This is a genomic window from Pseudomonadota bacterium (assembly GCA_037200975.1).
GTDB lineage: Bacteria > Pseudomonadota > Gammaproteobacteria > Steroidobacterales > Steroidobacteraceae > CADEED01.
Window position 1 is genome coordinate 4209922 of record JBBCGI010000001.1, and the last position, 23462, is coordinate 4233383.

Below are 23462 nucleotides of genomic sequence, written 5' to 3' on the forward strand. Positions count from 1 at the left end.
GCATCTCTTCAAACATAGGCCAATCCATGCGCCCACTGGTCGTTCTAATTGGAATCGTGATGGGTTCGACAGTCTCGATCGCGGTCGCCTTGCTGCTGACCGGGGTCGTTTTTCTGCTGATACCCGAATACGGTGTGCGCTTGGCCGATGAGTCCCGGCCGCTGATGGCTGCCTGCCTGTTATCCGTGTTACTCGCGGCGGCGGCAGTGGCCAGTTTCTACAGTGAACTGCGCGTACGAGGCTGGCGCCATGCGGCGCACGCGGGCCTGGTAGTGATGCTGGCGGCAGCCTTGTGGACTTACTGGCCGAAAGCATGAGAGGCAACCGCATACCGGTTCGAGCGGCAGCGGCGCACTTGGTTCCGGCCGGCGGTTGCTACGGACCCTGACTTCCGGGTGAGGGTTTCGGGCCGCTCGAAATCAGCGCCGACTGCTGCGCAGACGCCACGCCTCGCGCGCCGCCTTGCCCTGGGTGCTGTTGTAAGGATCGCAGCCCGGCGGTTCCGCGGTCGGGAACATGAAGTCGCCTAACAACGTGACTTTGATGTTCTGGCTGCGGTGATTCGGCGTGGAATCGGCCGCACGCTGTTTCGCGCGCTCTTCAGCTTTTCGATCGGCGAGAAAGTACTCGCTCATTTTTCTGCAACCCCGTGACTTGTCGGAATCATCCCCGGCTCCAGTGTCGCCGAATTGCGTCACAAATTCGCAGGCCCGCCCACGGGGGCTGCCAGGAATTCGTGAACTGCTTCACGTTTCGTGGCGCGGCCTTTTACTTATGTCTTGCGCAAGATCCAGCGAAACAGCCTGAAGGCGCTCAGGAACACGAAGGGTCCGGCGACGACGGCCCAGAACGAAGGGCGAGGGTGGAACAACCCAGTGAAGAAATCGCCGTAGAGCGCGAACACGCCGCCATTCGCGTAGTCCTTCAGCGCGAAGTGACCGGCCAGGAAAATGAACGCGGGCATCACCAGCAGTCCGAACGACACCGCCAGCCCCAATGTCATCGCCTCGAATTGAAAACGCGGCAGCGCGAAATACCAATCGCGCGCGCGATAAAACCAGTTGAACAATTTGGCCAAGGCCCCCGAGGACGCGCCGGACGGCGTGAAAGCGCGGGCATAATAGCGCATGAGCAAAATCAGGGCGGCGGTGATCGGTGTCGGCTATCTCGGGCGTTTTCACGCGCAGAAATACGCCCAGCTTCCCGCCTGCGAACTCGTGGCGGTGGTCGACGGGCGCGAAGAAGTGCGCCGATCGGTAGCCGCGGAAGTTGGCAGCACGGCCGTGGCCGACTACCGTGAGCTGCTCGGGAAGGTGGATGCCGTCAGCGTGGTGACCCCCACGCCGGCACATTTCGAAATTGCCGACGCATTTCTGGCAGCCGGCGCGCATGTATTGGTGGAAAAGCCCATCACCGAAACGCCCGAACAGGCCCGGGCGCTCATCGCTCAAGCCGCAAAACACCAACGCCTGCTGCAGGTCGGCCATCTCGAGCGGTTCAACGCCGCGATCCTGGCCGCCGAGCCGCATCTGAGCACCCCCAGGTTCATGGAATGCCAGCGGCTCGCCCCCTACAAGGAGCGCGGCACCGACGTGAACGTGGTGCTCGACCTCATGATCCACGACATCGACCTCGTGCAGTCGCTGGCGCGCAGCGAGATCGTCAGCATCGACGCCATCGGCAGCCCCGTGTTCTCCGGTGAAATCGACATTGCAAACGCGCGCATCCGCTTCGCGAACGGCTGCGTGGCGAACACCACGGCCAGCCGCGTGAGCCTCAAGACCGAACGCAAGTTGCGGATCTTCGAGGACGCCGCCTACATCTCGCTCGACCTGCAGCAGAAGATCCTGACGCTGATCCGCAAGCGCGAAGGCCCGCCGCAGGCGGGGCAACTGCCGGTGAGCATCGAAGAAGCGAATCTCGAGCAGGGCGATGCGCTCAAGAGCGAGATCGAATCCTTCCTCGAATGCATACGGAACAACCGCCGTCCGATCGTGTCTGGAGAAGACGGGCTGCGGGCGCTCGAGACGGCCATACGCATCACCGAACAGGTACACGCGAACCTGGAGGCGACACGGAAGCCGGCTTGAACGAGTTCGCGGCGCACCTACATATGCCGCATGAACACAATGATCAGACCGCTCCGGGACGCACGCCGCACGCTCGACATCGATCTCGTCGCGGACTTCACCTGTCCCTGGTCATGGCTCGGCATGGCGCAGCTCACGCGGGCGCTCGGGAATCTCTCGGGTGATGTCGAAACGCGGCTGCGCTGGCACCCGTTCCGCATGGCCGCGCCAAAAGAAAACGCCGCGCCGCGCAGTTTCCATGAGTACCTCGCGGAGCGTTTGCCGACGGGCATCAGCGTACCGTTTGCCGAAAAAAGCCTGACGGAGGCTGGTCGCGAGCTGGGCATCGATTTTCATTTCGAGAAACTCGGCGCATTGCCAAGCACCTCGGAAGCACATCGGCTCGTCCAGCTGGCGGACAAGGAAGACCGGCACGCCAACGTCGCCGCGGCGATCTTCCGTGCCTACTTCGAGCGCGGAGATGACATCGGCGACGTGAACGTGCTGACCCGGATCGGCGGCGAGGCGGGCCTCGATCCGCAGACGCTGAAAGCGTTCCGCGAAACCCGCGAAGGCGATAGTGCACTGGTCGGCAGCGAAGATCGCATGCGTGGCTTTGGGGTGCGCACGGTGCCCAACCTGTTGTTCGGTGGCCGAGTGCTGGTCCCGGGAACCGTGAACGTCGCGACCTATGTGCATGCGCTCGACCAGGCGCTGTTTCCGGTTGCCGACGAGGAAGCGAAGGAAAAGCCGACGCTGCATTGATATGGAGGCAGCCGCCGTTCTGGCGGCTGCCTGCGTTGCGCGTTACCTTTGGCCGCATGACTCAGGACACTCTCAAGGCAGATCTTCTTGCCATCGTCGGCGAACAGGGAATGCTCGTCGGCGCAGCGGTGCGCGAACGCGCTGGCACGCTGTTTCACGGTCGCGTCGATGCCGAACTACTGGTGCGGCCGCGCAGTACCGAACAGGTTTCCGCCGTGCTCCGGTTGTGCCATGCCCGCGGCCAGCCGGTCGTGACGCACGGCGGACTCACCGGCCTGGTGAACGGTGCGGATGCCGCGGCGAATGACATCGTCCTGTCGCTCGAATCCATGAACTCCATCGAACGCGTCGACGTTCCGGGGCGTTGCCTGCGTGCGCAGGCGGGCGTGCAGCTCGGACGCGTGCAGCGCGAAGCGGAGACGCACGGGATGGTCTTTCCGCTCGATCTGGGCGCGCGCGACAGCGCGACGGTGGGCGGCAACATCTCGACCAACGCCGGCGGGCTGCGCGTCCTGCGTTACGGGATGATGCGCAATCTGGTGCTCGGCGTCGAAGCCGTGCTGGCCGACGGCACCGTGCTCACCTCGCTCAACCGCATGCTCAAGAACAATGCCGGTTACGACCTCAAGCAATTGTTCATCGGCAGTGAAGGCACCCTCGGTGTCGTGACGCGGGCGGAGTTGCGCCTGGTATCGCGCACCCGCAGCCAGGAAACCTTGCTGGCTTCGCTGCCGTCATTTGATGCCTTGGTGGATTTGCTGGAACGCCTGGACTCGGGTCTGGGCGGTCAACTCGCAGCCTTCGAGGCGTTGTGGGGCAACTACTACGACTACAACACCGCGCCGCCGGCCGAAAACATCGCACCGCTCGCGCGCGGTGCGCCGTTCTACGCCATCGCCGAAACACTGGGCGGCGACCCGGTTGGTGACCGCGCGCGTCTCGAGCAGGTGCTGGGCGAAGCACTCGAAGCCGGCACGATCACCGATGTGACGCTCGCCAATTCCGAGAACGAGCGGCGCGCCATCTGGGCGATCCGTGAAGACGTGTGGCAGGTGAGGAACATCGCTCCGCTGCTCACGTTCGACGTGAGCCTGCCGATCGAGAACATGCGGGCCTATTCCGAGGAGGTGTGCGCGTCCGTCACGGCCTTCGCGGGCGAGAACCGCGCCTTCGTGTTCGGACACATGGCGGATGGCAACCTGCACCTGGCGATCGCTTCCGGCGATGATGCGGCAACCCGCGCCAAGGTGGAGGACATGGTCTACCGGCCATTGGCCGCCATTGGCGGCTCCATCTCGGCCGAGCACGGCATCGGTCTCGAGAAACGCGCCTATCTACCTTTGTCGCGCACCGCGGCTGAGATTTCCACCATGCGCCTGCTCAAGCAGGCGCTCGACCCGAAAGGCATTCTCAATCCCGGCAAGGTCTTCGCATGAGCAAACTGCCTCCGCATCTCAATACCGGAAAACGGGAGGTCCATGTCGCGGCCATGCAATTCGCGTGCGGCTGGGACGTCGACGCCAACATCGCCACGGCCGAGAAACTCGTGCGGCAGGCGGCAGGTTTGGGGGCGCAGATCATCCTCATCCAGGAATTGTTCGAGACACCGTATTTCTGCATCGAGCAGGATTCACGGCATCTGCGGCTCGCCACCAGCGTTTCAGACAATCGCGCCATCAAACACTTCACCAAAATCGCGCGCGAATTGAACGTGGTGTTGCCGATCAGTTTCTTCGAGAAGTCCAACAACTCGTACTTCAATTCCATCGCGATCCTGGACGCGGACGGCGCCAACCTTGGCATTTATCGCAAGGCGCATATTCCCAACGGGCCGGGCTACCAGGAGAAGAACTACTTCAGCCCCGGCGATACCGGCTTCAAGGTCTGGGACACGAAGTACGCGCGCATCGGTGTCGGCATCTGCTGGGATCAGTGGTTCCCAGAGTGCGCCCGCGTCATGGCTCTCATGGGCGCGGAGCTGTTGTTCTATCCGACGGCCATCGGCAGCGAGCCGCCGCCGGCTCAGCCGGTGAACTCCCGCGATCACTGGCAACGCACCCAGCAAGGACACGCCGCCGCGAATCTCACGCCGGTGATCGTTTCGAACCGCATCGGTGTCGAGCGGGCGCTGCAGGATCCGGACGGGCTGTATATCAAGTTCTATGGGTCGAGCTTCATCGCGGACCCCACCGGCGCCAAACTCGCCGAAGCGGGCGAGGAAGGTGAAGCGGTGCTGACCGCGAAGTTCGATCTCGCCGCGCTCGCGGAACAGCGCGACAACTGGTTCGTATTCCGCGACCGGCGCCCGGAGCTCTATGGGGCGCTCACTACCTACGATGGAGGGACCCATGGTCGATAAATCCGAGGAGCTGGCCGAAGTCGATGCGTTGTTCGCGCGTGCGGACCAGGACCACGACGGGCAGATCAATTTCACCGAATTCAAGGCGCTGGTGAGCGAGCTCGACGATGGGCAGTTCTCCGAGGCCGAGCTGCGCATCGGTTTCACCGAGACCGATGCCAATCAGAACGGGCGCATCAACATCGATGAGTTCCGCGCGTGGTGGCTCAGCATCTGAACGGTCAGGGTGCTTTTTCGCACCAGTACTGCAGCTCGCTGCTCTTGCTCGGTTCGTATATGTAGTTGAAGCCCGAGAATCCCCAGGGCGCCGCAGTGTTGGCGATTCCCGCTGGGAACTTGGCCTGGTGGATGAGCACGGATTCACCGCTCGCAGTCGCATAGACGTACAGGCTGATCGCCGCGACCTCCGCCGGCGTCGTCACGTAGACCGCCTTGAATTCGAAGTACCTGCCTATCTTCTGGCCGGGCACGCGATAAGGGTCGCTGGTGGGCTGGGCGACCACCGAGAAATTCTCGCCGCCGTAGATGATGTGGCAGTGGACCGAGTCCGCGAAGGCCGGGGCGCCCAGCAGCACGGCTAACAAACATGTGTATTTCATGTCACTTGCCCGTGCACTGGCGGACGTTGTCGCTGCGGGCGTCGCCGCAGGGGCTGCTGGCATTTTCATCGAGGCGCGGGACGCCGTTCGCCGCGAGCCGCACGACGCGGGTTCGCCAGCTCCGCACTCCCGATTTGCCGATCTTCGCCTCGAGCAGCCAACCGGTAGTCGTTGCCTCGGTGTCGAACCCGTTGAAAAGGAAATTGCCCAGGCTGTAGACGATGGGCTTTCCCTTGTAGATCTCCGCGCCCTGCGTGACGTGTGGATGTCCGCCGACAATCATGTCGGCGCCCGCGTCGAGCATGCGCCGCGCGAAGACACGTTGGCGCTCGCTGGGATAACCCTCATCCTCCCAGCCCCAGTGCATGAACGGGATGACGAGATCGGCGTGAAATTCTTCCCGCGCCGCCTGGATGTCGCGCAACACATGTTCGTCTTCTCCGCTCCATGCCACACCGGCGCGATTTGCACTCGCTTCGAATGAGCGCGGTTTGAATTCGACATAGCCCAGGAACGCGATGCGCAAGCCGCCGCGTTCGACGATCCATGGCCGGTGAGCGGAAGCGAGATCGCGTCCGCCGCCGAAGTAGGGCAGGCGCGCGGCATCGAGCAGATCCAATTGCTCGGCGAAAGCGTCCTTGCCGAAATCACCGGAATGATTATTGGCGACGCTCACGCCGTCGAAATATCGAGCTATCGCCGGGATGGTGCTGGGCTCGGCGCGAAACGTGAATGGTTTGATCTCGGCCGTGCCCTTGGTCGCAATCACGCATTCGAGGTTTGCGATGCGCAGACGGCTGGGTTGCAGATATTTCGCGACGCCGGCGAACGGATCGACGCCCTTGGCGATGAGCGCGCCCGGCTCTTCTGCGACCATGACGTCGCCGACGAAAACGAGATCGACGGCGGCCTCTCTCGCAAATATGTTGTCGCTGAACACGAAAAGTGAGAGGACGCAGATGCGGATGACCATCTCGTTCACGATTGGACTGCGCATCGATCGCGATCGATGTTCATGGCCCGTAGCGACAATAGTTCGTGCTCGAACTTGTACGGCCGTAGATAGGGCAGCACTTGCCGCAACAGCGACAACGCCTGGCGGCTGGTGACGGCGTAACAGAACGAGGGGTTATGCGGGCTAGAGGAGGCACGCTTGCGCCTGATCTTTCCGGCGCCGAATGATTCAACCACGGACTGCAGAAGTTGGATTTCTGTGCTGGCGATGCTGACCACCAGCCGGCGATTTTCGTGCGCGGGGAGGCGAGTGAGTGTGATCGTGCCTTCGCCATCGATGAGTCCGGCGATATATGCCGCTTCATCGACTGCCAGTTGCTTCGCGCGCGATGCAGATGCCACAGCGAATCGTAACCCGGCAAATAAAAGAAGGCTCCCCGGATTTCTCCGGGGAACCCTCGCTTTTGGTGGAGGCGGCGGGACAGTTGTTCCCTCTCTTTCGAGAAGGCCTGGACTATGCCTTCATCCTTCGCGGCGCTTGCGCGCAGCCAAGGATGCGGGGCGTCTTATCCGTTTCTTTCGATCCGGATCCTGGTGCCGGCTCCGCCGATTTCGGCTCAGCCAGTCCATGAGTCTCTACACGGCAAAACGAGTTGGCCCCGTATCACCGCTCGGCGTTGCCACGTCGCTTGCGCGACGGCAGGGTTCACCGAATGAGCCCCGTTATCACTTTGCCCTTACGAGCAAAGGCGACCATTGCAATCCTTTGCATCAATCGAACCCGCGTCCGCAAGCGTTAGACGTAAGACTCTACGTACGTAGCTGCTTCTTTATTTTCTCGCCTCACGCTACCCGAAGAGCAGGGAAAACGCTCGGCCAGCGACTGTGACTCTTAACGATTCCGCCAGTAGCACACGGAAACGCGATCCTATGAGCGCTACCCCAGGTTCAGTGGCATAGGCACCAACTGGTCTGAGGGCAACCGCGATTAGGCGGCTAGTGCGTAGTTGTCGTCGTTGGCAACTGTAAAGTGCAAAGTTATTAACGAGGGCCATGCGCCTCGGTACGCCTCTTACGGTTCACAACCCACGTCGAAACCGGTCGCCCCCGTAGAAAGCCGCGCAAGCATACATGGAGCCGCGTGTGATCGCTGCAAGTTGGCAGCCGGCCCGCGGGTTGCCGGATTCTCCGGTGCCTAGCCGCGGCCGCGCATGATGCGGCCCTTGTTCCGCTCCCAGTCGCGGTCCTTCTCGGTGGCGCGCTTGTCGTGCTGCTTCTTGCCCTTGGCGAGGCCGATTTCGAGCTTCGCCTTGCCACCCTTCCAGTGCAGGTCGAGCGGGATCATCGTGTAGCCCTTGCGCTCGACGCTGCCGATCAGGCGCGACAGCTCCGCCTTGTTGAGCAGTAGTTTGCGCGTGCGAAGGGGTTCTGGGACCACGTGAGTCGACGCCGTCTTGAGCGGCGTGATGTTGGCGCCGAACAGGAACGCCTCGCCTTCCTTGAGATAGACATAGGCCTCGGCAACCTGCGCCTTGCCCGCCCGCATCGACTTGACCTCCCATCCCTGGAGCACGAGACCAGCCTCGAGCCGTTCCTCGATGAAATAGTCGTAACGCGCCCGGCGGTTCTCGGCGATCAGGCGCTCGGGATCTTTTTTGACTGGCTTGTTCATGGGTTCCGGAGGCCGTCATTGTACCCGTGCGACCCGACTTTCCTTTAGATTTGGGGCATGCGTGAAGTCAAACGCTCGGCGCTAATCGCGGAATCGCCGGCGCGTATGTACGCGCTCGTCAACGACATCGAGCGTTATCCGGAGTTCGTACCGTGGTGCACGGCCGCGCGCGTTGACGCGCGCAAGGAAGCCGAAATTGTCGCCACGCTCACGATCAAACGAGGGCCGGTCAAATCCGAATTCACCACGCGAAATCTGCTCGAACCCGACAAACGCGTGCTCATGCAGCTCGTCAGCGGTCCGTTCCGCGTGCTCGAGGGCTTGTGGACCTTCACCGCGCTCGGCGATCTGGGTTGCCGCGTCGAGCTGGAGATGCGCTTCGAGCTGGCGAACCGCGTCACCAATGCGCTGTTCGCACCGTTGTTCGAGGACACCGCCGCGTCGCTGGTGGATGCATTCGTCATACGCGCGCGCGAGTCGAAGGCTAGCTAGCTCCAAGGCCTGACTGGAATGAAACGCTGCACCGTCGTCTTCGCCACCCCCGCTCGCCAGTGGCACTGGCAGGTGGAGATCGACGATGCCGCGACAGTCGGCGATGCACTCGCCGCCGCGCATGCACAGGCCGGTGCGCTGCAGGTGCCGTGGGACGCGGAGGTGGGAATCTTCGGCGAACTGTGCGCGCGCGATACAGAGCTGCGCGACGGGGATCGCGTCGAAATCTATCGACCGCTTATTGCTGACCCGAAGGCATCCCGGCGGGCGCGGGTACAGCGGGAGCGGGCGGCGGCACGGGGTCCGGCGCCTGCTCGGCCCGCGACTTCGACTCCGAAGACGTCGAATCGCTAGCGGTTTCCGCGGCGGGTTTGTCGCGACCGAAGATGCGTTTCCACAAACTCGGCTTCTCGCGCTTCTTCTTGGTTTCCGCAAGCGCCTTGCGCAGGTCGCGGTCGACCTGCTCGAGATCCGACTGGGTGGGAACCCCGAGGTTTTCGTAGCGCGCGACTTTCTCGTCGGCGAAATACACGGTCAGGCGCCGCTTGAGCGGCTCCTTCTGATGCCGCGAGCTGAAGAAGTAGTAGTAGTCCCAGCGGTCGTCGTTGAATGCATCCGGCACCATCGGAGTGCCGAGCAGGAACCGCACCTGACTACGCGTCATTCCTTCCTTGAGCTGGGACACCGATTCGGCGACCAGGTAGTTGCCCTGCTGGATGCTCATCCGGTAGACGCAGCCGGAGGCGAGGAGCGCGCCAGTGGCGAGCAAAATGGTTGATAGTGCAAGGCGTTTCATGGTGGCGCATCATACCGCATCGTTTTCTGGAGACCTCTGGCTTGGAAAGCAAAGACCTGCGCAAGGCCGGACTCAAAGTCACCGGGCCCCGACTCAAGATCCTCGAAATCCTCGAGGGCAGTCCGACCCGCCACATGTCCGCCGAAGGCATCTACAAACGTCTGATCGAATCGAACGAGGACATCGGCCTCGCGACGGTTTATCGCGTGCTCACGCAATTCCAGGCCGCGGGATTGGTCTCGCGGCATCATTTCGAAGACGGCATGGCGGTGTTCGAGCTCAACCAGGGTACGCATCACGACCATATCGTGTGTCTGGACTGCGGCCGCGTCGAAGAGTTCATGGATGACGAGATCGAGGAGCGGCAAAAAGAGATCGCGGAACGCCTCGGGTACGAGTTACGCGATCACGCGATGACCTTGTACGGCCATTGCCACAAGCCGGGCTGCCCTTCGTTCAAGGGCGAGCAGAAGGTCCAGCCCAGGAACAGCTGAGCCGCGTAAGCGCGTCTCAGGCTTTGCGCTTTCCGCCCCGCGCCTTCTGATCGGGATTGCCAGCCAAGTGCAGCATCTCACGCGCGTGTTCCCGCGCTTTGCCGGTCACTTCGAGCCCACCTAACATCCGTGCGAGTTCCTCGGCGCGTTCGTCCATGGTGAGTTCGGAGATCGCCGTGCGGGTGGTCTTGCCGTCGGTGAGTTTGGCGACGCGCAGATGATGGTGCCCCTGGCTCGCGACCTGCGGCAGGTGGGTCACGCAAATTGCCTGGCCCGAGAAGCCGAGCGCTTTCAATTCGCGGCCGACGATTTCGGCGACCGCACCGCCGACTCCCGAATCCACCTCGTCGAACACCATGCAACGCGAGTCCTTCGCGGCGCAGGCAACCTGCACAGCCAGCGACAACCGCGCCAGCTCGCCGCCCGAGGCAACCTTGGCGAGTGGGCGCAGCGGCTGGCCGGGATTCGCGGTGACGCGAAATTCGACGGCATCGAAGCCTTGCGCAGCCGGCTCACCGGTCGGTTGGCTGATGTCGATGAGGAAACGCCCGCCGGCCATTCCCAATGTCTGCATACGCGCGGTGATGTCTTTCGAAAGCGCGCGCGCCGCGGTTTGGCGGCCCGCGGTGAGCTGCGTGGCGAGCTTTCGATAGGATTCGAGCGACTCGGCCTGCTGCTTCTTGAGCAGGTTGAGGTTGTTGTCGGCGCTTTCGAGTTCGGCGAGATCTTTCTCGAGCTTGGTGCCGAGCGCGCTGAGTTCGCCTGCCGGCACCCGATGTTTGCGGCTGAGTTCTTCGACCGCCGCGAGCCGCCGCTCGACTTCTTCCTGCCGGGCGGGGTCGATGTCCAGCGTTTCGAGATACCGCGAAAGCTCACGCGCCGCTTCGCGAATCTGGATGGTGGCCTCGTCGACCATGGGCACGACCTTGGCGAGGCGCGGATCAACGCTCGACAAGGTCTTGATGCCCGCCAGCGCGCGGGACGCCGTGGCGTGCGAACTGCCGTCATCGGAATCGTAGAGCAGGGCCACCGCAGCCTGTGCGGCTTCGGCGAGGCGCCCGCGGTTGGAATGCCGCGCGCGTTCTTCGGTCAGCGGGCCGACTTCGCCTTCCTTGAGATCGAGCGCCTTGAGTTCTCCCACCTGGAATCGCAGCAGCTCGCTGCGCGAATCGCGGTCACGCGCCTTGCCTTCGAGCTCAGCCGTGCGGTTCACGAGTGCGAGCCAGGTCTTGTGCGCCTCACGCACCTTGCCCGCGAGCTCGATGTTTTCGCCGAAATCGTCGAGCAGCTCACGCTGCGCGCTGGCGCGTGTCAGCGACTGGAATTCGTGCTGGCCATGGATATCGACGATGAGGCCGCCGACGTCGCGCAACAGCTGCAGCGGCACCGACACGCCATTCAGATAGCCGCGCGAACGCCCGTCATTCGCGATGACGCGGCGGACGGTGAGTTCATCGTCGGTGATTTCCACCGATTGTTCGGCGAGGATTTCGCGCAGCTCCGCCGCGCTGCCGCCGATGTCGAAGGTGGCCGATAGCTCGGCGCGCTCAGCGCCAGCCCTGACTACTTCCGCGCCGCCCTTGCCGCCGGCCAGCAATGCCAACGCATCGACGACGATGGATTTGCCGGCCCCGGTTTCGCCCGTGAGCACGGTCAGTCCGGCACGCAATTCGAGCTCGAGGGAGTCGATGATGGCGAAGTCACGAATCTGCAGATGGGTCAGCATGGCTCACTCGGATTTGTTGAATCCGCCCCGTCCCCAATGGAGCTTGGAACGCAGCAGGCGGTAATACTCGAACTTGTCTGGATGCAGCAGCGTGATCTTCTGCGCAGTCGGATGAACTTCCAGCCTGTCGCCGGGCACCAGTTCGCCGAGCGCGACGCCATCGGCGGTCACCTGGGCCCGGGTATCCGGGCGGTCGATCAGTTTGATGGAGATGGTCGAGCGGCCGGAAACCACGATCGGGCGGTCGGACAGCGTATGCGGGCAGATCGGCGCGACGACCAGCACATCGAGATGGGGCGCGACGATCGGGCCGCCGCAGGAAAGGGCATAAGCCGTCGAGCCGGTGGAGCTCGCCACGACCAGGCCGTCGCCGCCATGGGTGTTCACGTAAACACCGTCGATCCAGGTTTCGAAATCGAGCATGCGCCCGGTTTCCCATTTCTGCAGCACGACATCGTTGAGCGCGAGAGCGCTGGTGATGATTCCACGCGGCCCGACGATTCGTGCTTCGAGCAACGCCCGCTCGTCGCGCTCACACCGGCCTTCGAGCGCGGCGTCTACCGACTCGAGCATGTCCTGCGGCAGCACGTCGGTGAGAAATCCCAGTCTGCCGCGATTGATGCCGATGAGTGGTACGCCGCGATGGGCGACCAGGCGAGCGGCATAAAGAAGCGTGCCGTCGCCGCCGATGGCGATGACCAGATCGGCGCGCGCGGCGATTTCTTCCTCCGGAAGTCGTGTCACCAGATCGGCCGACGCCTGGAGTGGGTCATCGACGGGCAACAGTGCCGTGACCCCGCGCTTTTTCAGATGCGGTAGCAACGTCAATGCGGATTCGGCGACGCGTGCATCGCTGAACCGGCCTATGAGCGCGCAAGCCTGCACTGGTAAAGGCATGTTGCTTTGTAGCACGGGCCACACGGGCGGCCAATGCACTGAATCACATCGAAAACTGCCGAATCGCGCGGACTCGAGTTTCTTGACGTGCAGATGCCCGCTCAGTAGCTTCGACGCCGTGAATGAACCTTCCGACGACGCATTGTCCGAGCGCGAACAGCTACTGCTCCGGGTTCTCGTCGGCAGCTACATCCGGGACGGGCAGCCCGTGGGATCGCGTTCCCTGTCCCGCGAATCGGGCCTGGCGCTGTCCTCGGCCACCATTCGCAACATCGTCGCGGACCTCGAACAGCTCGGCTTCGTGAGCTCTCCTCACACGTCCGCAGGTCGCGTACCTACCGACAAGGGTTATCGCTTTTTCGTCGATTCCCTGCTCAAGGCGCGCACACCCGTCGAAGACGATCCTGCGTTCGCGGAATTCCGTCGCCAGCTCGACGCCTCGCGCGGCGATTCCAAGGCGCTGGTCGCGGCCGCCTCGCAATTGTTGTCCAACGTCACGCACCTGGCCGGGGTCGTGACTTTGCCGCGCACGCAGCAGGCTTCCATTTCGCAGATCGAATTCGTCGGGCTCTCGGACAATCGCGCGCTGGTCGTGCTCGTGTTCAACGACCGCGAAGTGCAGAACCGCATCATCCAGCTCGAGCGTTATCACTCCGCCGATGAGTTGCGCCGCGCCGCGAATTTCCTGACCGAGCGCTGCCGTGGCAAGACGCTGTCGCAGGTGCGGCAGGACATCCTGCGCGAGATGCAGGAAACGCGGGAGACGATGAACCTCGCGATGAAGGACGCGATCAACGTGGCCGAACACGTCTTCAAAGGTGACGAAGCGCGTGGCATGGAATTCGTCATGGCCGGCGAAACCAATCTGATGGGCGCCGGTGAGTTGTCGTCGGTCGACAAACTGCGGCGCCTGTTCGAGGCTTTCAACGAGAAGCGCGACATCCTCAACCTGCTCGATCACAGCCTGCGCGCGGATGGCGTGCAGATCTTCATCGGGCAGGAATCGGGCTTTCGCATCCTCGACGACTGCAGTGTGATCACCGCGCCCTACAGCGCCGACAATGAAGTCGTAGGCGTGATCGGTGTCATCGGCCCGACCCGTATGGCCTATGAGCGTGTGATCCCCATCGTCGATGTCACCGCCAAGATCCTTGGGGCGGCCCTCGCACGGCGATAACGGCGGGCTCCGATAGTTTCTTTTCCCCGGTTGCCTTGAAATACCCGAAAGCGGAGCCACAAAGCCGCGCAGGCTTTGGGCCGCACGTAACTAACTGTTTCATCGAGGTCTTTTGATGATGGATCCGAATGCCGACCAACTGGGTGCTGGTCCCGAGGACAAGACGACGGTGCTGCCCGAGACGGCGGTCGCGCTGGTCGAAATGGAGCGGCTGCGACAGGACCTGGCCGCCTCCGAAGAGCGCGCCAAGAATCATTGGGAGCAATACCTGCGCGCGCTGGCCGACGTGGACAACGTGCGCAAGCGCGCCGTGAAAGATCTCGAGAGCGCGCGCCAGTACGCGGTCGAGAAATTCGCGCAGGACCTGATCGCGGTGAAGGATTCGCTGGAACTCGGCATCGCCACCTTCCAGAAGGAAGGTGCCGCCAGGGCCGACGTCGCGAGTCTGGTTGAAGGACAGAACGCGACGTTGCGTCTTTTGGCGAAGGCTTTCGAGAAGGCACAGATCGAAGAGATCAATCCCGAGGGCGGGGCCTTCAATCCGGAACAACACGAAGCGATGCTGGCGCAGCCCAGCGATGCCGCGCCAAATACCGTGCTGGCGGTGATCCAGCGCGGCTACCAGTTGAATGGCAGATTGCTGCGCCCCGCCCGTGTGGTGGTGTCCGCAGCCAAGGGCAACGCTTAAAAAACTTCTTGAAAGAAGAACCCTGGCCTCCAGAAAGGGGGCACTGGGTCAATACCCAAAAAGAGTGAGTGGAGATTCGATATGGGCAAGGTAATCGGCATCGATCTGGGAACCACCAATTCCTGCGTCGCCATCATGGAAAGCGGCAAGCCGCGCGTCATCGAGAACAGCGAAGGTGACCGCACCACGCCGTCCATCGTCGCGTTCACCAAGGACAACGAAGTCCTCGTGGGCCAGTCGGCGAAGCGCCAGGCGGTCACGAACCCGCAGAACACCTTGTTCGCGGTGAAGCGCCTCATCGGCCGCAAGTTCGACGACGGCGTCGTGCAGAAAGACATCAACATGGTGTCCTACAAGATCGTCAAGGCCGACAACGGCGACGCCTGGGTCGAAGCCCAGGGCGAAAAGAAGGCGCCGCCGGAAATTTCCGCGCGCGTGCTCATGAAGATGAAGAAGACCGCCGAGGACTACCTCGGTGAGGAAGTGACCGAGGCCGTCATCACGGTGCCGGCGTACTTCAACGACCAGCAGCGCCAGGCCACCAAGGACGCCGGCCGCATCGCCGGTCTCGACGTGAAACGCATCATCAACGAGCCGACCGCGGCGGCGTTGGCCTATGGCCTCGATAAATCCGGCAAGGACCGCAAGATCGCGGTGTATGACCTGGGCGGCGGCACGTTCGACGTGTCGGTCATCGAGATCGCCGAGATCGACGGCGAGCGCCAGTTCGAAGTCCTGTCTACCAACGGCGACACGTTCCTCGGTGGCGAAGACTTCGACATGAAGATCATCAATTTTCTGGCTGACGAATTCCTCAAGGAATCGGGCGTTGACGTGCGCAAGGATCCGCTGGCCGTGCAGCGTCTGAAAGAGGCGGCCGAGAAGACCAAGATCGAGTTGTCTTCCAGCCAGCAGACCGACGTGAACCTGCCGTACATCACGGCCGATGCGTCGGGCCCCAAGCATCTCAATATCAAGCTGACTCGCGCGAAGCTGGAAAGCCTGGTCGAAGACCTGGTCAAGCGCACGATCGAACCCTGCCGCACGGCATTGAAGGATGCGGGCGTCGGCACCCAGGATATCTCCGAGGTCATCCTCGTCGGTGGTCAGACGCGTATGCCGCTGGTGCAGAAGTACGTGAAGGACTTCTTCGGCAAGGAGCCGCGCAAGGACGTGAACCCTGACGAAGCGGTCGCGGTCGGCGCGGCCATCCAGGGCGGCGTGCTCGCGGGCGAAGTCAAAGACGTGTTGCTGCTCGACGTGACGCCGCTGTCGCTCGGCATCGAGACGCTCGGTGGCGTGATGACGAAGCTCATCGAGAAGAACACCACCATCCCGACGAAGACGTCGCAGACGTTCTCGACCGCGGATGACGGCCAGTCGGCCGTGACCATCCACGTGTTGCAGGGCGAGCGCGATCGCGCGCAGGACAACAAGTCGCTGGGCAAGTTCGATCTCACCGACATCCCGCCGCAGCCGCGCGGCACGCCGCAGATCGAAGTGAGCTTCGACATCGATGCGAACGGCATCATGCACGTCGGCGCGAAGGACAAGGCCACGGGCAAGGAACAGAAGATCGCCATCAAGGCGTCTTCGGGCCTGACCGAGGATGAAATCAAGCGCATGGTGAACGACGCCGAGGCGCACGCGGAAGAAGACAAGAAATTCCGCGAGTTGGTGGATTCCCGCAACCGCGCCGATCAGCTGGTGCACGCGGTGGAGAAATCGCTCAAGGATCTCGGCGACAAGGTCGACGGCGGCGAACGCGCCAAGGTCGAGTCCGCGCTGTCGGATCTGCGCGGCGTGCTCAAGGGCGACGACAAGGCTGCGATCGACAAGAAGGCGGAGGCCCTCATGGCCGCGGCCTCGAACATCGCGAGTCAGGCGGCGGCCGCGCAAGGTGGCGCGGGTCCGGAAGCGGGCGGTGGCGCCGAAGCTGGCGCTGGCGCGCAGGCAAAGTCCAACGACGATGCCGTCGATGCCGAGTTCGAAGAAGTGAAAGACAAGAAGAAAGCCTGATCATTACGGCTGGCTAGGCTCCGCGCCCCCGGGCGCGGAGCCTGTTTCTTTAAGGGCGGAGAATGTCGAAACGCGATTACTACAAGGTGCTGGATCTGCCGCGCACCGCGACCGAGGCCGACGTCAAGAAGGCCTACCGCCGTCTTGCCATGAAATATCACCCGGACCGCAATCCCGGGGACAAGGAAGCCGAAGAGAACTTCAAGGAAGCCAAAGAGGCTTATGAAGTGCTCTCCGAGGCCGACAAACGCGCCATCTACGACCAGCACGGCCACGCGGGCATCGATGCGAACCGCCAGGGCGGCGGCCGCAGCGGCTTCCAGGGCGGCGACGCGTTTGGCGAGATGTTTGGCGAGATGTTCGGCGACATCTTCGGTGGCGGGCGCCGCGGCGGCGGCCGGCAGGTATTTCGCGGTGCCGATCTCAAGTACGAACTCGAGCTCGACCTGAACCAGGCGGTGTTCGGCTACGCCGCCGAGATCGACGTAGCCAAGCTCAGCGAATGCGAGACCTGCGGCGGCAGCGGCGCGGCCAAGGGGCACAAACCCGTCACCTGCGAAACCTGCAACGGTGTCGGGCAGGTGCGTATTTCGCAGGGCTTCTTCCAGTTGCAGCAGCCGTGCCCGAAGTGCCGTGGCAGCGGCACCATCATCAAGAATCCCTGCGACAGCTGTCTCGGCCAGGGCCGCGTGCGCCGCAGTAAACGGCTGGCCGTGAAGATCCCCGCTGGCGTCGATACCGGCGATCGTATTCGCCTGAGCGGCGAGGGCGAATCCGGACGCAATGGTGGTCCACCCGGCGATCTGTATGTCGAAGTCCACGTACGCGACCATGAGATCTTCGATCGGGAAGGCGCCGATCTGTTGTGCGAGGTGCCGGTGAGTTTCGCGACCGCCGTGCTCGGCGGCAGCATCGATGTGCCGACGCTGGACGGACACGTGTCGCTCAAGGTGCCGACGGAAACCCAGTCCGGCACGCAGTTCCGCCTGCGCGGCAAAGGCGTGAAGCCGGTGCGCGGCGGCGCTCACGGGGACCTGTTCTGCACCGTGGTGGTCGAAACGCCGGTCAACTTGAGTGGCGAACAGCGCGAAATGTTGCGCAAGTTCGAGGAGACCCTCAAGAAGGACGCCAGCAAACACGCGCCGCGCGGCGAAAGTTTCTTCGAGGGCGTGAAGCGTTTCTTCTCGAGCGAGCCTACCTAGCTACCGCGGCGAGGCCGGCGGCAGTTTCAGCGCCGCGCGGAGCACTGCGGCCGCCCGGGTTTCGGCAGCGCGATAGTCCGCGTCTTTCGCGAACTCCCGCACCAGCCATTCGGCCGCCAGGCGGCCCGCGGCGATATCGCTGGCGTAGTGCACGCCGCACACCATCCGCTGGTGGGCGAAATCGTCGGCCCTCGCCAGCAGCGCCTGGCGGCGTTCAGGCGCCATGTCGGCCAGCACCAATGCGGCCACGTACCCATAACTCGCATGCCCGCTCGGGTACGACTGATCGTCGGCCAGTCCGGCCGTGCAGGGTTTCAGCCGCGACTCGATGACATAGGGCCGCTGCCGCGCAAAGCGCAGCTTCGCGGCGCGCACGTAAATGCTGACATCGGTTTCGACGCGCTCCACGAAATCGCGCAATACGTCCAGCGACGAATCGTTCGACGAATCGATTCCGAGGGCGCCATAGAACTGCCGGATATCCTTCTTGCGATCGGCGCGCGCTGCTTCGAAGGTGGCGGGTGTGCGCGCGGCCTGCAGCGCCAGTAGTTCGTCGAGTTCCGCCCGCGTCTGCCGCGAATCGCTGGCGCCCGGCGGCGCAAACAGGGCGACGAACGCGCTCGAGTCTTCCGGCAGAAAATGCGGCGTCCGGTCCGCCCACCACTGCCAGTAACCCACGCCGCAGGCGGCGATGAGTGCGAGCGAGATAGCGGCAATCTTCGTCGTGCGAGAGGTCAGGGTGTCGGCTCCTGCGCCCAGCGTCGCGAGCGTTCCAGCGCCTGAGTCCAGCGCGCGCGCCGCGCGCCGGCTTCAGTCGCGCTCATCCGCGGCTCGAATCTCCGCTCGAGTTGCCACAGCGAAGCGAGTTCCTGTTGTGAAGACCAGAAGCCGCAACCAAGCCCCGCCAGTGCCGCGGCGCCGAATGCCGTCGTCTCCGTATTGCGCGGCCGCAGCACCGGCACGCCTAACAAGTCGGCCTGGAACTGCATGAGCAACGAATTGCGGGCGGCCCCGCCGTCGACGCGCAGCTCGGTGAGGGGCTGCCCGGCATCGGCCTGCATGGCGGTGATGAGGTCCGCGGTCTGGAATGCGATGGCCTCGAGCGCAGCGCGAGCGATATGCGCGCGTGAACTGCCGCGCGTGAGGCCCACCAGCGTTCCGCGCGCCTGGGGATCCCAGTGAGGCGCGCCGAGGCCAGTGAAGGCGGGGATGAGGTACACATCGCCGGTGTCTGGCACGCTTGCCGCCAGGGCTTCGACATCGTCGGAGCGGTCGATGATGCCGAGGCCGTCGCGCAGCCACTGCACGATGGCGCCGGCCATGAACACGCTGCCTTCGAGCGCGTATTGCGTGCGCGCGCATCGCCAGGCCACGGTGCTCACCAGCTGATTGCGCGAGCGCATCGGGCGATCGCCGGTGTTCATCAGCGCGAAACAACCCGTGCCGTAAGTGTTCTTGGCCATGCCGGGCGAGAAGCAAGCCTGTCCGAACAGCGCGGCGTGCTGGTCGCCGGCAATTCCCGTCACCGGCAACTCGTAGCCGTCGAGGTGGATCCGTGGTGCGACGGCCAGGGGCAAGCTCGAATCGACGATGCGCGGCAGGCAGGCGCGCGGCACTCGCAGTAGCTCGAGCAGCCGATCATCCCAATCGCCTTGTTCGAGGTTGAACAGCAGCGTGCGGCTCGCGTTGGTGGCGTCAGTGATGTGGTGACGCCGGCCGCTCAGGTGGTAGATGAGCCAGCTGTCGATCGTCCCGAACGCAAGCTCGCCGCGTTCCGCGCGCGCCCGGACATGCGGTACCGAATCGAGCAGCCAGGCGAGTTTGGTACCCGAGAAATACGGATCGAGCAGGAGGCCGGTGCGCGCGCTGATCTCACCGGCGATGCCCGACGCGCGCAGCGCCGCGCAGGTATCGGCAGTCCGGCGATCCTGCCAGACGATCGCAGGCGCCACCGGCAGCCCCGTGCCGCGGTCCCACAGCACCGTGGTTTCGCGCTGGTTCGTGATGCCGACCGCCACGATGTCGCGCGGCGTGAGGTGCGCCTGCTCCAACACCGCGGCGACCGTGATCAGTTGTGAATCGAGTATCTCGATCGGGTCGTGCTCGACCCAACCGGGCTTCGGAAAGTACTGCGTAAATTCCCGCTGGGCCTGCGCCACAACCTGACCGCTGGTGTCGAACAACAGCGAGCGCGAGCTGGTAGTGCCCTGATCGAGCGCGAGAATGTATCGCGCGGCCCTCATTGATCAGCCGATCAAGCGGCCAGGCCGCGCGGCCGCATGCCCGCTGCGCGGTAGACGGCGTCGATCGCGCGCATGTTGCCGATGGCATCGTCGCCGCCGGTCAGCGGTTGGGCGCGCCCTTCGATCACCTCGATGACGTGGCGCAGCTGGAAATGAAACGTGGTGTCGCCGCCGGAGACGATCTGTGGCAACGAAGGCGCGTCGGTCTCTATCGACAGGGTTGCGCCCGCATGGGGGGACACAGGATTGTCGAATTCGAGCACGCCCTTGTCACCCAACACGCGCAGGCGGCGCAACAGGACGCCGTCTTCCGGTTGCATGGAACACTTGAGTGTGGCGGTCGGGCCGCTGGTGAATGCCAGCTCGGCCGAGATATCGAGATCGACACCCGGCGTACCGCAACGCGCCTGCGTGCTGACGACCGTCGGTTCATCGTTAGCAACCGTGCGGATCCAGTGCATGCAATAACAACCGAGATCCATCATCGCGCCGCCGCCGAGTTCTTCGATGTAGCGCAGTTCGCCCGGCGTGTCGGGCAACAAGGCGTTGAAGATGGCTTCGATGTGGCGGATTTTTCCGATGCTGCCGCCGCGCAGCGCCGACAAGGCGCGTTCGAACAGCGGGTGAAAGCGATAGTGAAAGGCCTCGAGCAGATGGCGATCGGCGGCCCGCGCGGCCGCGACCATTTGCGCCGCGTCATGCGCATTGCTCGCGAACGGTTTTTCCACGAGCACGTGTTTGCCGTTGGCCAGCGCTGCCGTGCACCACTCGAGATGCGCCGACGGTGGCAAGGCCACGTACACGAGGTCGATATCGTCGCGGGCGACCAGTTCTTCATAACTACCGCACGCGATGGGTATCGAATGTTGCGCGGCGAAATTCTGCGCGCGTTCGAGAGTGCGCGCACCGATGGCGACGACTTCCGCGCCGAGCAGCGCGTTGGCGGGTGTCACGATTCCGCGCGGCGCAATTCGCGCCGCTCCGAGGATGCCGATGCGTATCATGGGCCGGCAGTCTCGCACGACTGCGCGCGCTGCGGCACACTGTCGCCGCAAGAGTGAGAACGGGAGCAAGTGTGACGAGAGCCGCGTTGATCGGTGCTACGGGACGGATGGGCCTCGCGATCGTGCGCGCCAACGTCGCCAGTAAAACGCTGCAGGTGGTGGCCGCCATCGCCTCGCCCGGTAGCAAGTCGGCGGGTTTTGACATCGGCGAGGTGGCCGGCGGGCAGGCGATCGGCGTGCACGTGCTCGGTGATCTGCCGCCCGATCTCGGCAAGGCCGAGGTGGCGATCGATTTCTCGCGACCGGAGTTGAGCCTGCGCGCGTTGAATGTCTGCCGCGCCGCGCGGGTTCCCATCGTGATCGGCACGACCGGTCATGGCGCCGAATTCGAAGCGCGGATTGCCGGGGCGGCGCGCGACATCGCGGTGCTGGTCGCGCCTAACACCTCCATCGGTGTCGCGGTCGCGCAGGAACTCGTGCGCATCGCGGCAAGCGTATTGCCACCGGAGTTCGACATCGAGATTTCCGAGGCACATCACAAACACAAACTGGACGCCCCCTCGGGTACGGCGCTCGCTCTGGCGGACAGCGCCGCCAAGGCGCGTGGACTCGATCCCAATGCCGACACCTTGTCGGGGCGCGTCGGGCAGGGAGCGCGGCGCAGTGGAGAAATCGGTATTGCCTCGATCCGGGCCGGGGACATCGTGGGCAGCCATACCGTCCTTTTTGCCGGTTCCGGGGAGCGCCTGACCGTGGGTCACGAGGCGACGGATCGGTCGATCTTCGCCCTGGGGGCTATCCGCGCGGCCGCCTGGCTTTCGGCACAAAAGCCCGGCCGATACTCAATGGCCAACGTACTTGGATTAAAAACAATCGCTTAAGCGACTTTTCAAGGCTCGTCATTAGAACTTTCAGGGCAATTTTTCCGCGAAACGAACAAGAAGTTTCGTGGACACCCCGGGGCGCGCTTCGTAAAATTGCCGCCTAATCCGAAACGGGTTAGTCCAACGCAGGGCGGGAGGATGTTCGAGAGAACTCCTCCCGCTTTGTGCATGTACGCTCCGCGCGGAGAGCAAACACACATTTGACGCATTTTTATCGGGTCCGAGCAGGCTCGAGGGGAGTTTCCGCGTGACGATAACCGCGGTTCTGGCTCTGGAAGATGGAACCATCTTCAGCGGCCAGTCTATCGGCGCCAAGGGCAACACGACTGGCGAAGTTGTTTTCAATACCGCACTGACCGGTTACCAGGAAATTCTTTCCGATCCTTCCTATTCCCGACAGATCGTAACGCTGACCTATCCGCACATCGGCAACACGGGCACGACGCCCGAAGATCTCGAGGCGCCGACCGCCTACGCGGCCGGGCTGGTAGTTAGGGACGTTCCGCCGCTCGCGAGCAATTGGCGCAAGAGCGAAGACCTGCGCGAATTCCTCAGCCGTCACAAGGTCGTCGCCATCTCCGGCATCGACACGCGCAAGCTCACGCGCATCCTGCGCGAGAAGGGCGCCCAGGCCGGGTGCATCATGACCGGCGACAAGATGGACCCCGCGGCGGCGGTGCGCCTGGCGAAGAAATTCCCCGGTCTCAAGGGCATGGACCTCGCCAAGGTCGTGACCACCAAGCGGCAATACCAGTGGAACGAGGGCAGCCTGTGGCAGCCCGAGAATCGTCCGGTGATGCGCGCGCATCAGCGCCTGCATGTCGTTGCCTACGACTACGGCGTGAAGCGCAACATCCTGCGCATGTTGTCGGACCGCGGGTGCCGCATGACGGTGGTGCCCGCGCAGACGTCGGCCGAGGAAGTTCTCTCGCTCGACCCGGATGGTGTGTTCCTGTCGAACGGCCCGGGCGACCCCGAGCCCTGCGATTACGCCATCGAGGCGATCCGCGCGCTGGTGGTGGCGGATCTGCCGACCTTCGGCATCTGCCTCGGCCACCAGTTACTCGGCCTCGCGAGCGGCGCACGCACCATGAAGATGAAATTCGGCCATCACGGCGCGAATCATCCGGTGCAGGAACTCGAAACCGGCCGCGTCTTCATCACCAGCCAGAACCACGGTTTCGCGGTCGACGAAAGCGATCTGCCGTCCACGCTCAAGGCGACCCATCGCTCGCTGTTCGACGGTTCGCTGCAGGGCATCGCGCGCATCGACAAGCCGGCCTTCAGCTTCCAGGGACACCCGGAGGCGAGCCCCGGTCCGCAGGAAATGGGCGCGATGTTCGACCGCTTCGTCCATCTCATGTTGCGGCGGCTCCAGCAGAAGCTGCGTGGCCCCCGCAGGGCGAAGGCCGAGTAACTAAC

General features: G+C 63.5%; 26 protein-coding genes and 1 other RNA gene. 14 read left to right on the top strand and 13 right to left on the bottom strand.

What is annotated here, in order from left to right; genetic code table 11:
* The first annotated feature begins 26 nt into the window (after window positions 1–26).
* A complete protein-coding gene (locus WDO72_18845; protein ID MEJ0087733.1) occupies window positions 27–317 on the top strand; it encodes a hypothetical protein in 291 nt (96 codons plus the stop codon).
* Window positions 318–419: 102 nt separating this feature from the next.
* Here the strand turns inward: WDO72_18845 and WDO72_18850 are convergent, their stop codons facing one another.
* Together WDO72_18850 and WDO72_18855 are read right to left on the bottom strand one after the other, a co-directional pair.
* On the bottom strand, window positions 420–635 hold the full coding sequence (locus WDO72_18850) for a hypothetical protein (GenBank protein MEJ0087734.1): 216 nt from the start codon (window positions 633–635) through the stop codon (window positions 420–422).
* Between the two features lie 137 nt (window positions 636–772).
* Complete coding sequence (locus WDO72_18855; GenBank protein ID MEJ0087735.1) at window positions 773–1078, bottom strand: hypothetical protein; 306 nt, start codon at window positions 1076–1078, stop codon at window positions 773–775.
* A gap of 49 nt (window positions 1079–1127) precedes the next feature.
* On the opposite strand from WDO72_18855, the gene WDO72_18860 reads away from it, so the two are divergent.
* The 5 genes from WDO72_18860 to WDO72_18880 are packed head-to-tail and all read left to right on the top strand — an operon-like array spanning window position 1128 to window position 5410.
* On the top strand, window positions 1128–2090 hold the full coding sequence (locus WDO72_18860; protein MEJ0087736.1) for a Gfo/Idh/MocA family oxidoreductase: 963 nt from the start codon (window positions 1128–1130) through the stop codon (window positions 2088–2090).
* A 39-nt stretch (window positions 2091–2129) separates the two neighbouring features.
* On the top strand, window positions 2130–2834 hold the full coding sequence (locus WDO72_18865) for a DsbA family oxidoreductase (protein ID MEJ0087737.1): 705 nt from the start codon (window positions 2130–2132) through the stop codon (window positions 2832–2834).
* Between the two features lie 56 nt (window positions 2835–2890).
* A complete protein-coding gene (locus tag WDO72_18870) occupies window positions 2891–4270 on the top strand; it encodes an FAD-binding oxidoreductase (protein ID MEJ0087738.1) in 1380 nt (459 codons plus the stop codon).
* Window positions 4267–5193, top strand: coding sequence for an N-carbamoylputrescine amidase (aguB, locus tag WDO72_18875; protein ID MEJ0087739.1), 927 nt, complete (start codon window positions 4267–4269; stop codon window positions 5191–5193). The genes WDO72_18870 and aguB overlap by 4 nt, the downstream gene beginning before the upstream one ends.
* The gene (locus WDO72_18880) at window positions 5183–5410 is read left to right on the top strand and encodes an EF-hand domain-containing protein (protein ID MEJ0087740.1); all 228 of its coding nucleotides are present in this window, start codon (window positions 5183–5185) and stop codon (window positions 5408–5410) included. The genes aguB and WDO72_18880 overlap by 11 nt, the downstream gene beginning before the upstream one ends.
* A gap of 4 nt (window positions 5411–5414) precedes the next feature.
* Here WDO72_18880 and WDO72_18885 read toward each other — a convergent pair whose 3' ends face one another.
* The 5 genes from WDO72_18885 to smpB all read right to left on the bottom strand — a co-directional run bounded on the left by WDO72_18885 (window position 5415) and on the right by smpB (window position 8418).
* Window positions 5415–5792 carry a hypothetical protein gene (locus WDO72_18885; GenBank protein MEJ0087741.1) on the bottom strand — a complete coding sequence of 126 codons (378 nt, stop codon included), beginning with the start codon at window positions 5790–5792 and terminating at the stop codon, window positions 5415–5417.
* A gap of 1 nt (window position 5793) precedes the next feature.
* On the bottom strand, window positions 5794–6789 hold the full coding sequence (locus WDO72_18890) for a CapA family protein (protein ID MEJ0087742.1): 996 nt from the start codon (window positions 6787–6789) through the stop codon (window positions 5794–5796).
* A complete protein-coding gene (locus WDO72_18895; GenBank protein MEJ0087743.1) occupies window positions 6771–7148 on the bottom strand; it encodes an LAGLIDADG family homing endonuclease in 378 nt (125 codons plus the stop codon). Before WDO72_18895 ends, WDO72_18890 begins: the two co-directional genes overlap by 19 nt.
* A 369-nt stretch (window positions 7149–7517) precedes the next feature.
* Window positions 7518–7848: a transfer-messenger RNA gene (gene ssrA, locus WDO72_18900) on the bottom strand.
* 93 nt (window positions 7849–7941) lie between these two features.
* Window positions 7942–8418 carry an SsrA-binding protein SmpB gene (smpB, locus tag WDO72_18905; protein ID MEJ0087744.1) on the bottom strand — a complete coding sequence of 159 codons (477 nt, stop codon included), beginning with the start codon at window positions 8416–8418 and terminating at the stop codon, window positions 7942–7944.
* Window positions 8419–8475: 57 nt separating this feature from the next.
* On the opposite strand from smpB, the gene WDO72_18910 reads away from it, so the two are divergent.
* A complete protein-coding gene (locus WDO72_18910) occupies window positions 8476–8910 on the top strand; it encodes a type II toxin-antitoxin system RatA family toxin (GenBank protein ID MEJ0087745.1) in 435 nt (144 codons plus the stop codon).
* 238 nt (window positions 8911–9148) lie between these two features.
* Here WDO72_18910 and bamE read toward each other — a convergent pair whose 3' ends face one another.
* A complete protein-coding gene (bamE, locus tag WDO72_18915) occupies window positions 9149–9706 on the bottom strand; it encodes an outer membrane protein assembly factor BamE (protein MEJ0087746.1) in 558 nt (185 codons plus the stop codon).
* Between the two features lie 41 nt (window positions 9707–9747).
* Between bamE and fur the strand changes: the two genes are divergently transcribed.
* Window positions 9748–10200, top strand: a complete 453-nt coding sequence (gene fur, locus WDO72_18920) for a ferric iron uptake transcriptional regulator (GenBank protein ID MEJ0087747.1) — start codon at window positions 9748–9750, stop codon at window positions 10198–10200.
* A 16-nt stretch (window positions 10201–10216) separates the two neighbouring features.
* Here the strand turns inward: fur and recN are convergent, their stop codons facing one another.
* Together recN and WDO72_18930 are read right to left on the bottom strand one after the other, a co-directional pair.
* Window positions 10217–11926, bottom strand: coding sequence for a DNA repair protein RecN (gene recN / locus WDO72_18925; protein ID MEJ0087748.1), 1710 nt, complete (start codon window positions 11924–11926; stop codon window positions 10217–10219).
* Window positions 11927–11929: 3 nt separating this feature from the next.
* On the bottom strand, window positions 11930–12823 hold the full coding sequence (locus WDO72_18930; GenBank protein ID MEJ0087749.1) for an NAD(+)/NADH kinase: 894 nt from the start codon (window positions 12821–12823) through the stop codon (window positions 11930–11932).
* Between the two features lie 118 nt (window positions 12824–12941).
* Here WDO72_18930 and hrcA point away from each other — a divergent pair, with 118 nt between their 5' ends.
* From hrcA to dnaJ, 4 genes are all read left to right on the top strand, one after another.
* The gene (hrcA, locus tag WDO72_18935) at window positions 12942–14000 is read left to right on the top strand and encodes a heat-inducible transcriptional repressor HrcA (protein ID MEJ0087750.1); all 1059 of its coding nucleotides are present in this window, start codon (window positions 12942–12944) and stop codon (window positions 13998–14000) included.
* A 115-nt stretch (window positions 14001–14115) separates the two neighbouring features.
* Window positions 14116–14688: a nucleotide exchange factor GrpE gene (gene grpE / locus WDO72_18940; GenBank protein ID MEJ0087751.1), complete on the top strand. Its 573-nt coding sequence runs from the start codon at window positions 14116–14118 to the stop codon at window positions 14686–14688.
* Between the two features lie 81 nt (window positions 14689–14769).
* The gene (dnaK, locus tag WDO72_18945; protein ID MEJ0087752.1) at window positions 14770–16707 is read left to right on the top strand and encodes a molecular chaperone DnaK; all 1938 of its coding nucleotides are present in this window, start codon (window positions 14770–14772) and stop codon (window positions 16705–16707) included.
* A 62-nt stretch (window positions 16708–16769) separates the two neighbouring features.
* On the top strand, window positions 16770–17909 hold the full coding sequence (gene dnaJ, locus WDO72_18950; GenBank protein ID MEJ0087753.1) for a molecular chaperone DnaJ: 1140 nt from the start codon (window positions 16770–16772) through the stop codon (window positions 17907–17909).
* Here the strand turns inward: dnaJ and WDO72_18955 are convergent, their stop codons facing one another.
* Genes WDO72_18955 through WDO72_18965 form a run of 3 tightly spaced genes read right to left on the bottom strand, consistent with a single transcriptional unit; the run spans window position 17910 to window position 21156 of the window.
* The gene (locus tag WDO72_18955; GenBank protein ID MEJ0087754.1) at window positions 17910–18587 is read right to left on the bottom strand and encodes a phosphatase PAP2 family protein; all 678 of its coding nucleotides are present in this window, start codon (window positions 18585–18587) and stop codon (window positions 17910–17912) included.
* 56 nt (window positions 18588–18643) lie between these two features.
* Entirely contained in the window at window positions 18644–20152 is a 1509-nt protein-coding gene (gene glpK, locus WDO72_18960; protein MEJ0087755.1) for a glycerol kinase GlpK, read from the bottom strand.
* Window positions 20153–20163: 11 nt separating this feature from the next.
* Window positions 20164–21156 (bottom strand): Gfo/Idh/MocA family oxidoreductase, encoded by a 993-nt coding sequence (locus WDO72_18965; GenBank protein ID MEJ0087756.1) that lies wholly within the window; start codon window positions 21154–21156, stop codon window positions 20164–20166.
* A 71-nt stretch (window positions 21157–21227) separates the two neighbouring features.
* Between WDO72_18965 and dapB the strand changes: the two genes are divergently transcribed.
* Window positions 21228–22037: a 4-hydroxy-tetrahydrodipicolinate reductase gene (dapB, locus tag WDO72_18970; protein ID MEJ0087757.1), complete on the top strand. Its 810-nt coding sequence runs from the start codon at window positions 21228–21230 to the stop codon at window positions 22035–22037.
* 250 nt (window positions 22038–22287) lie between these two features.
* Entirely contained in the window at window positions 22288–23457 is a 1170-nt protein-coding gene (carA, locus tag WDO72_18975; GenBank protein MEJ0087758.1) for a glutamine-hydrolyzing carbamoyl-phosphate synthase small subunit, read from the top strand.
* Window positions 23458–23462 lie beyond the last annotated feature (5 nt).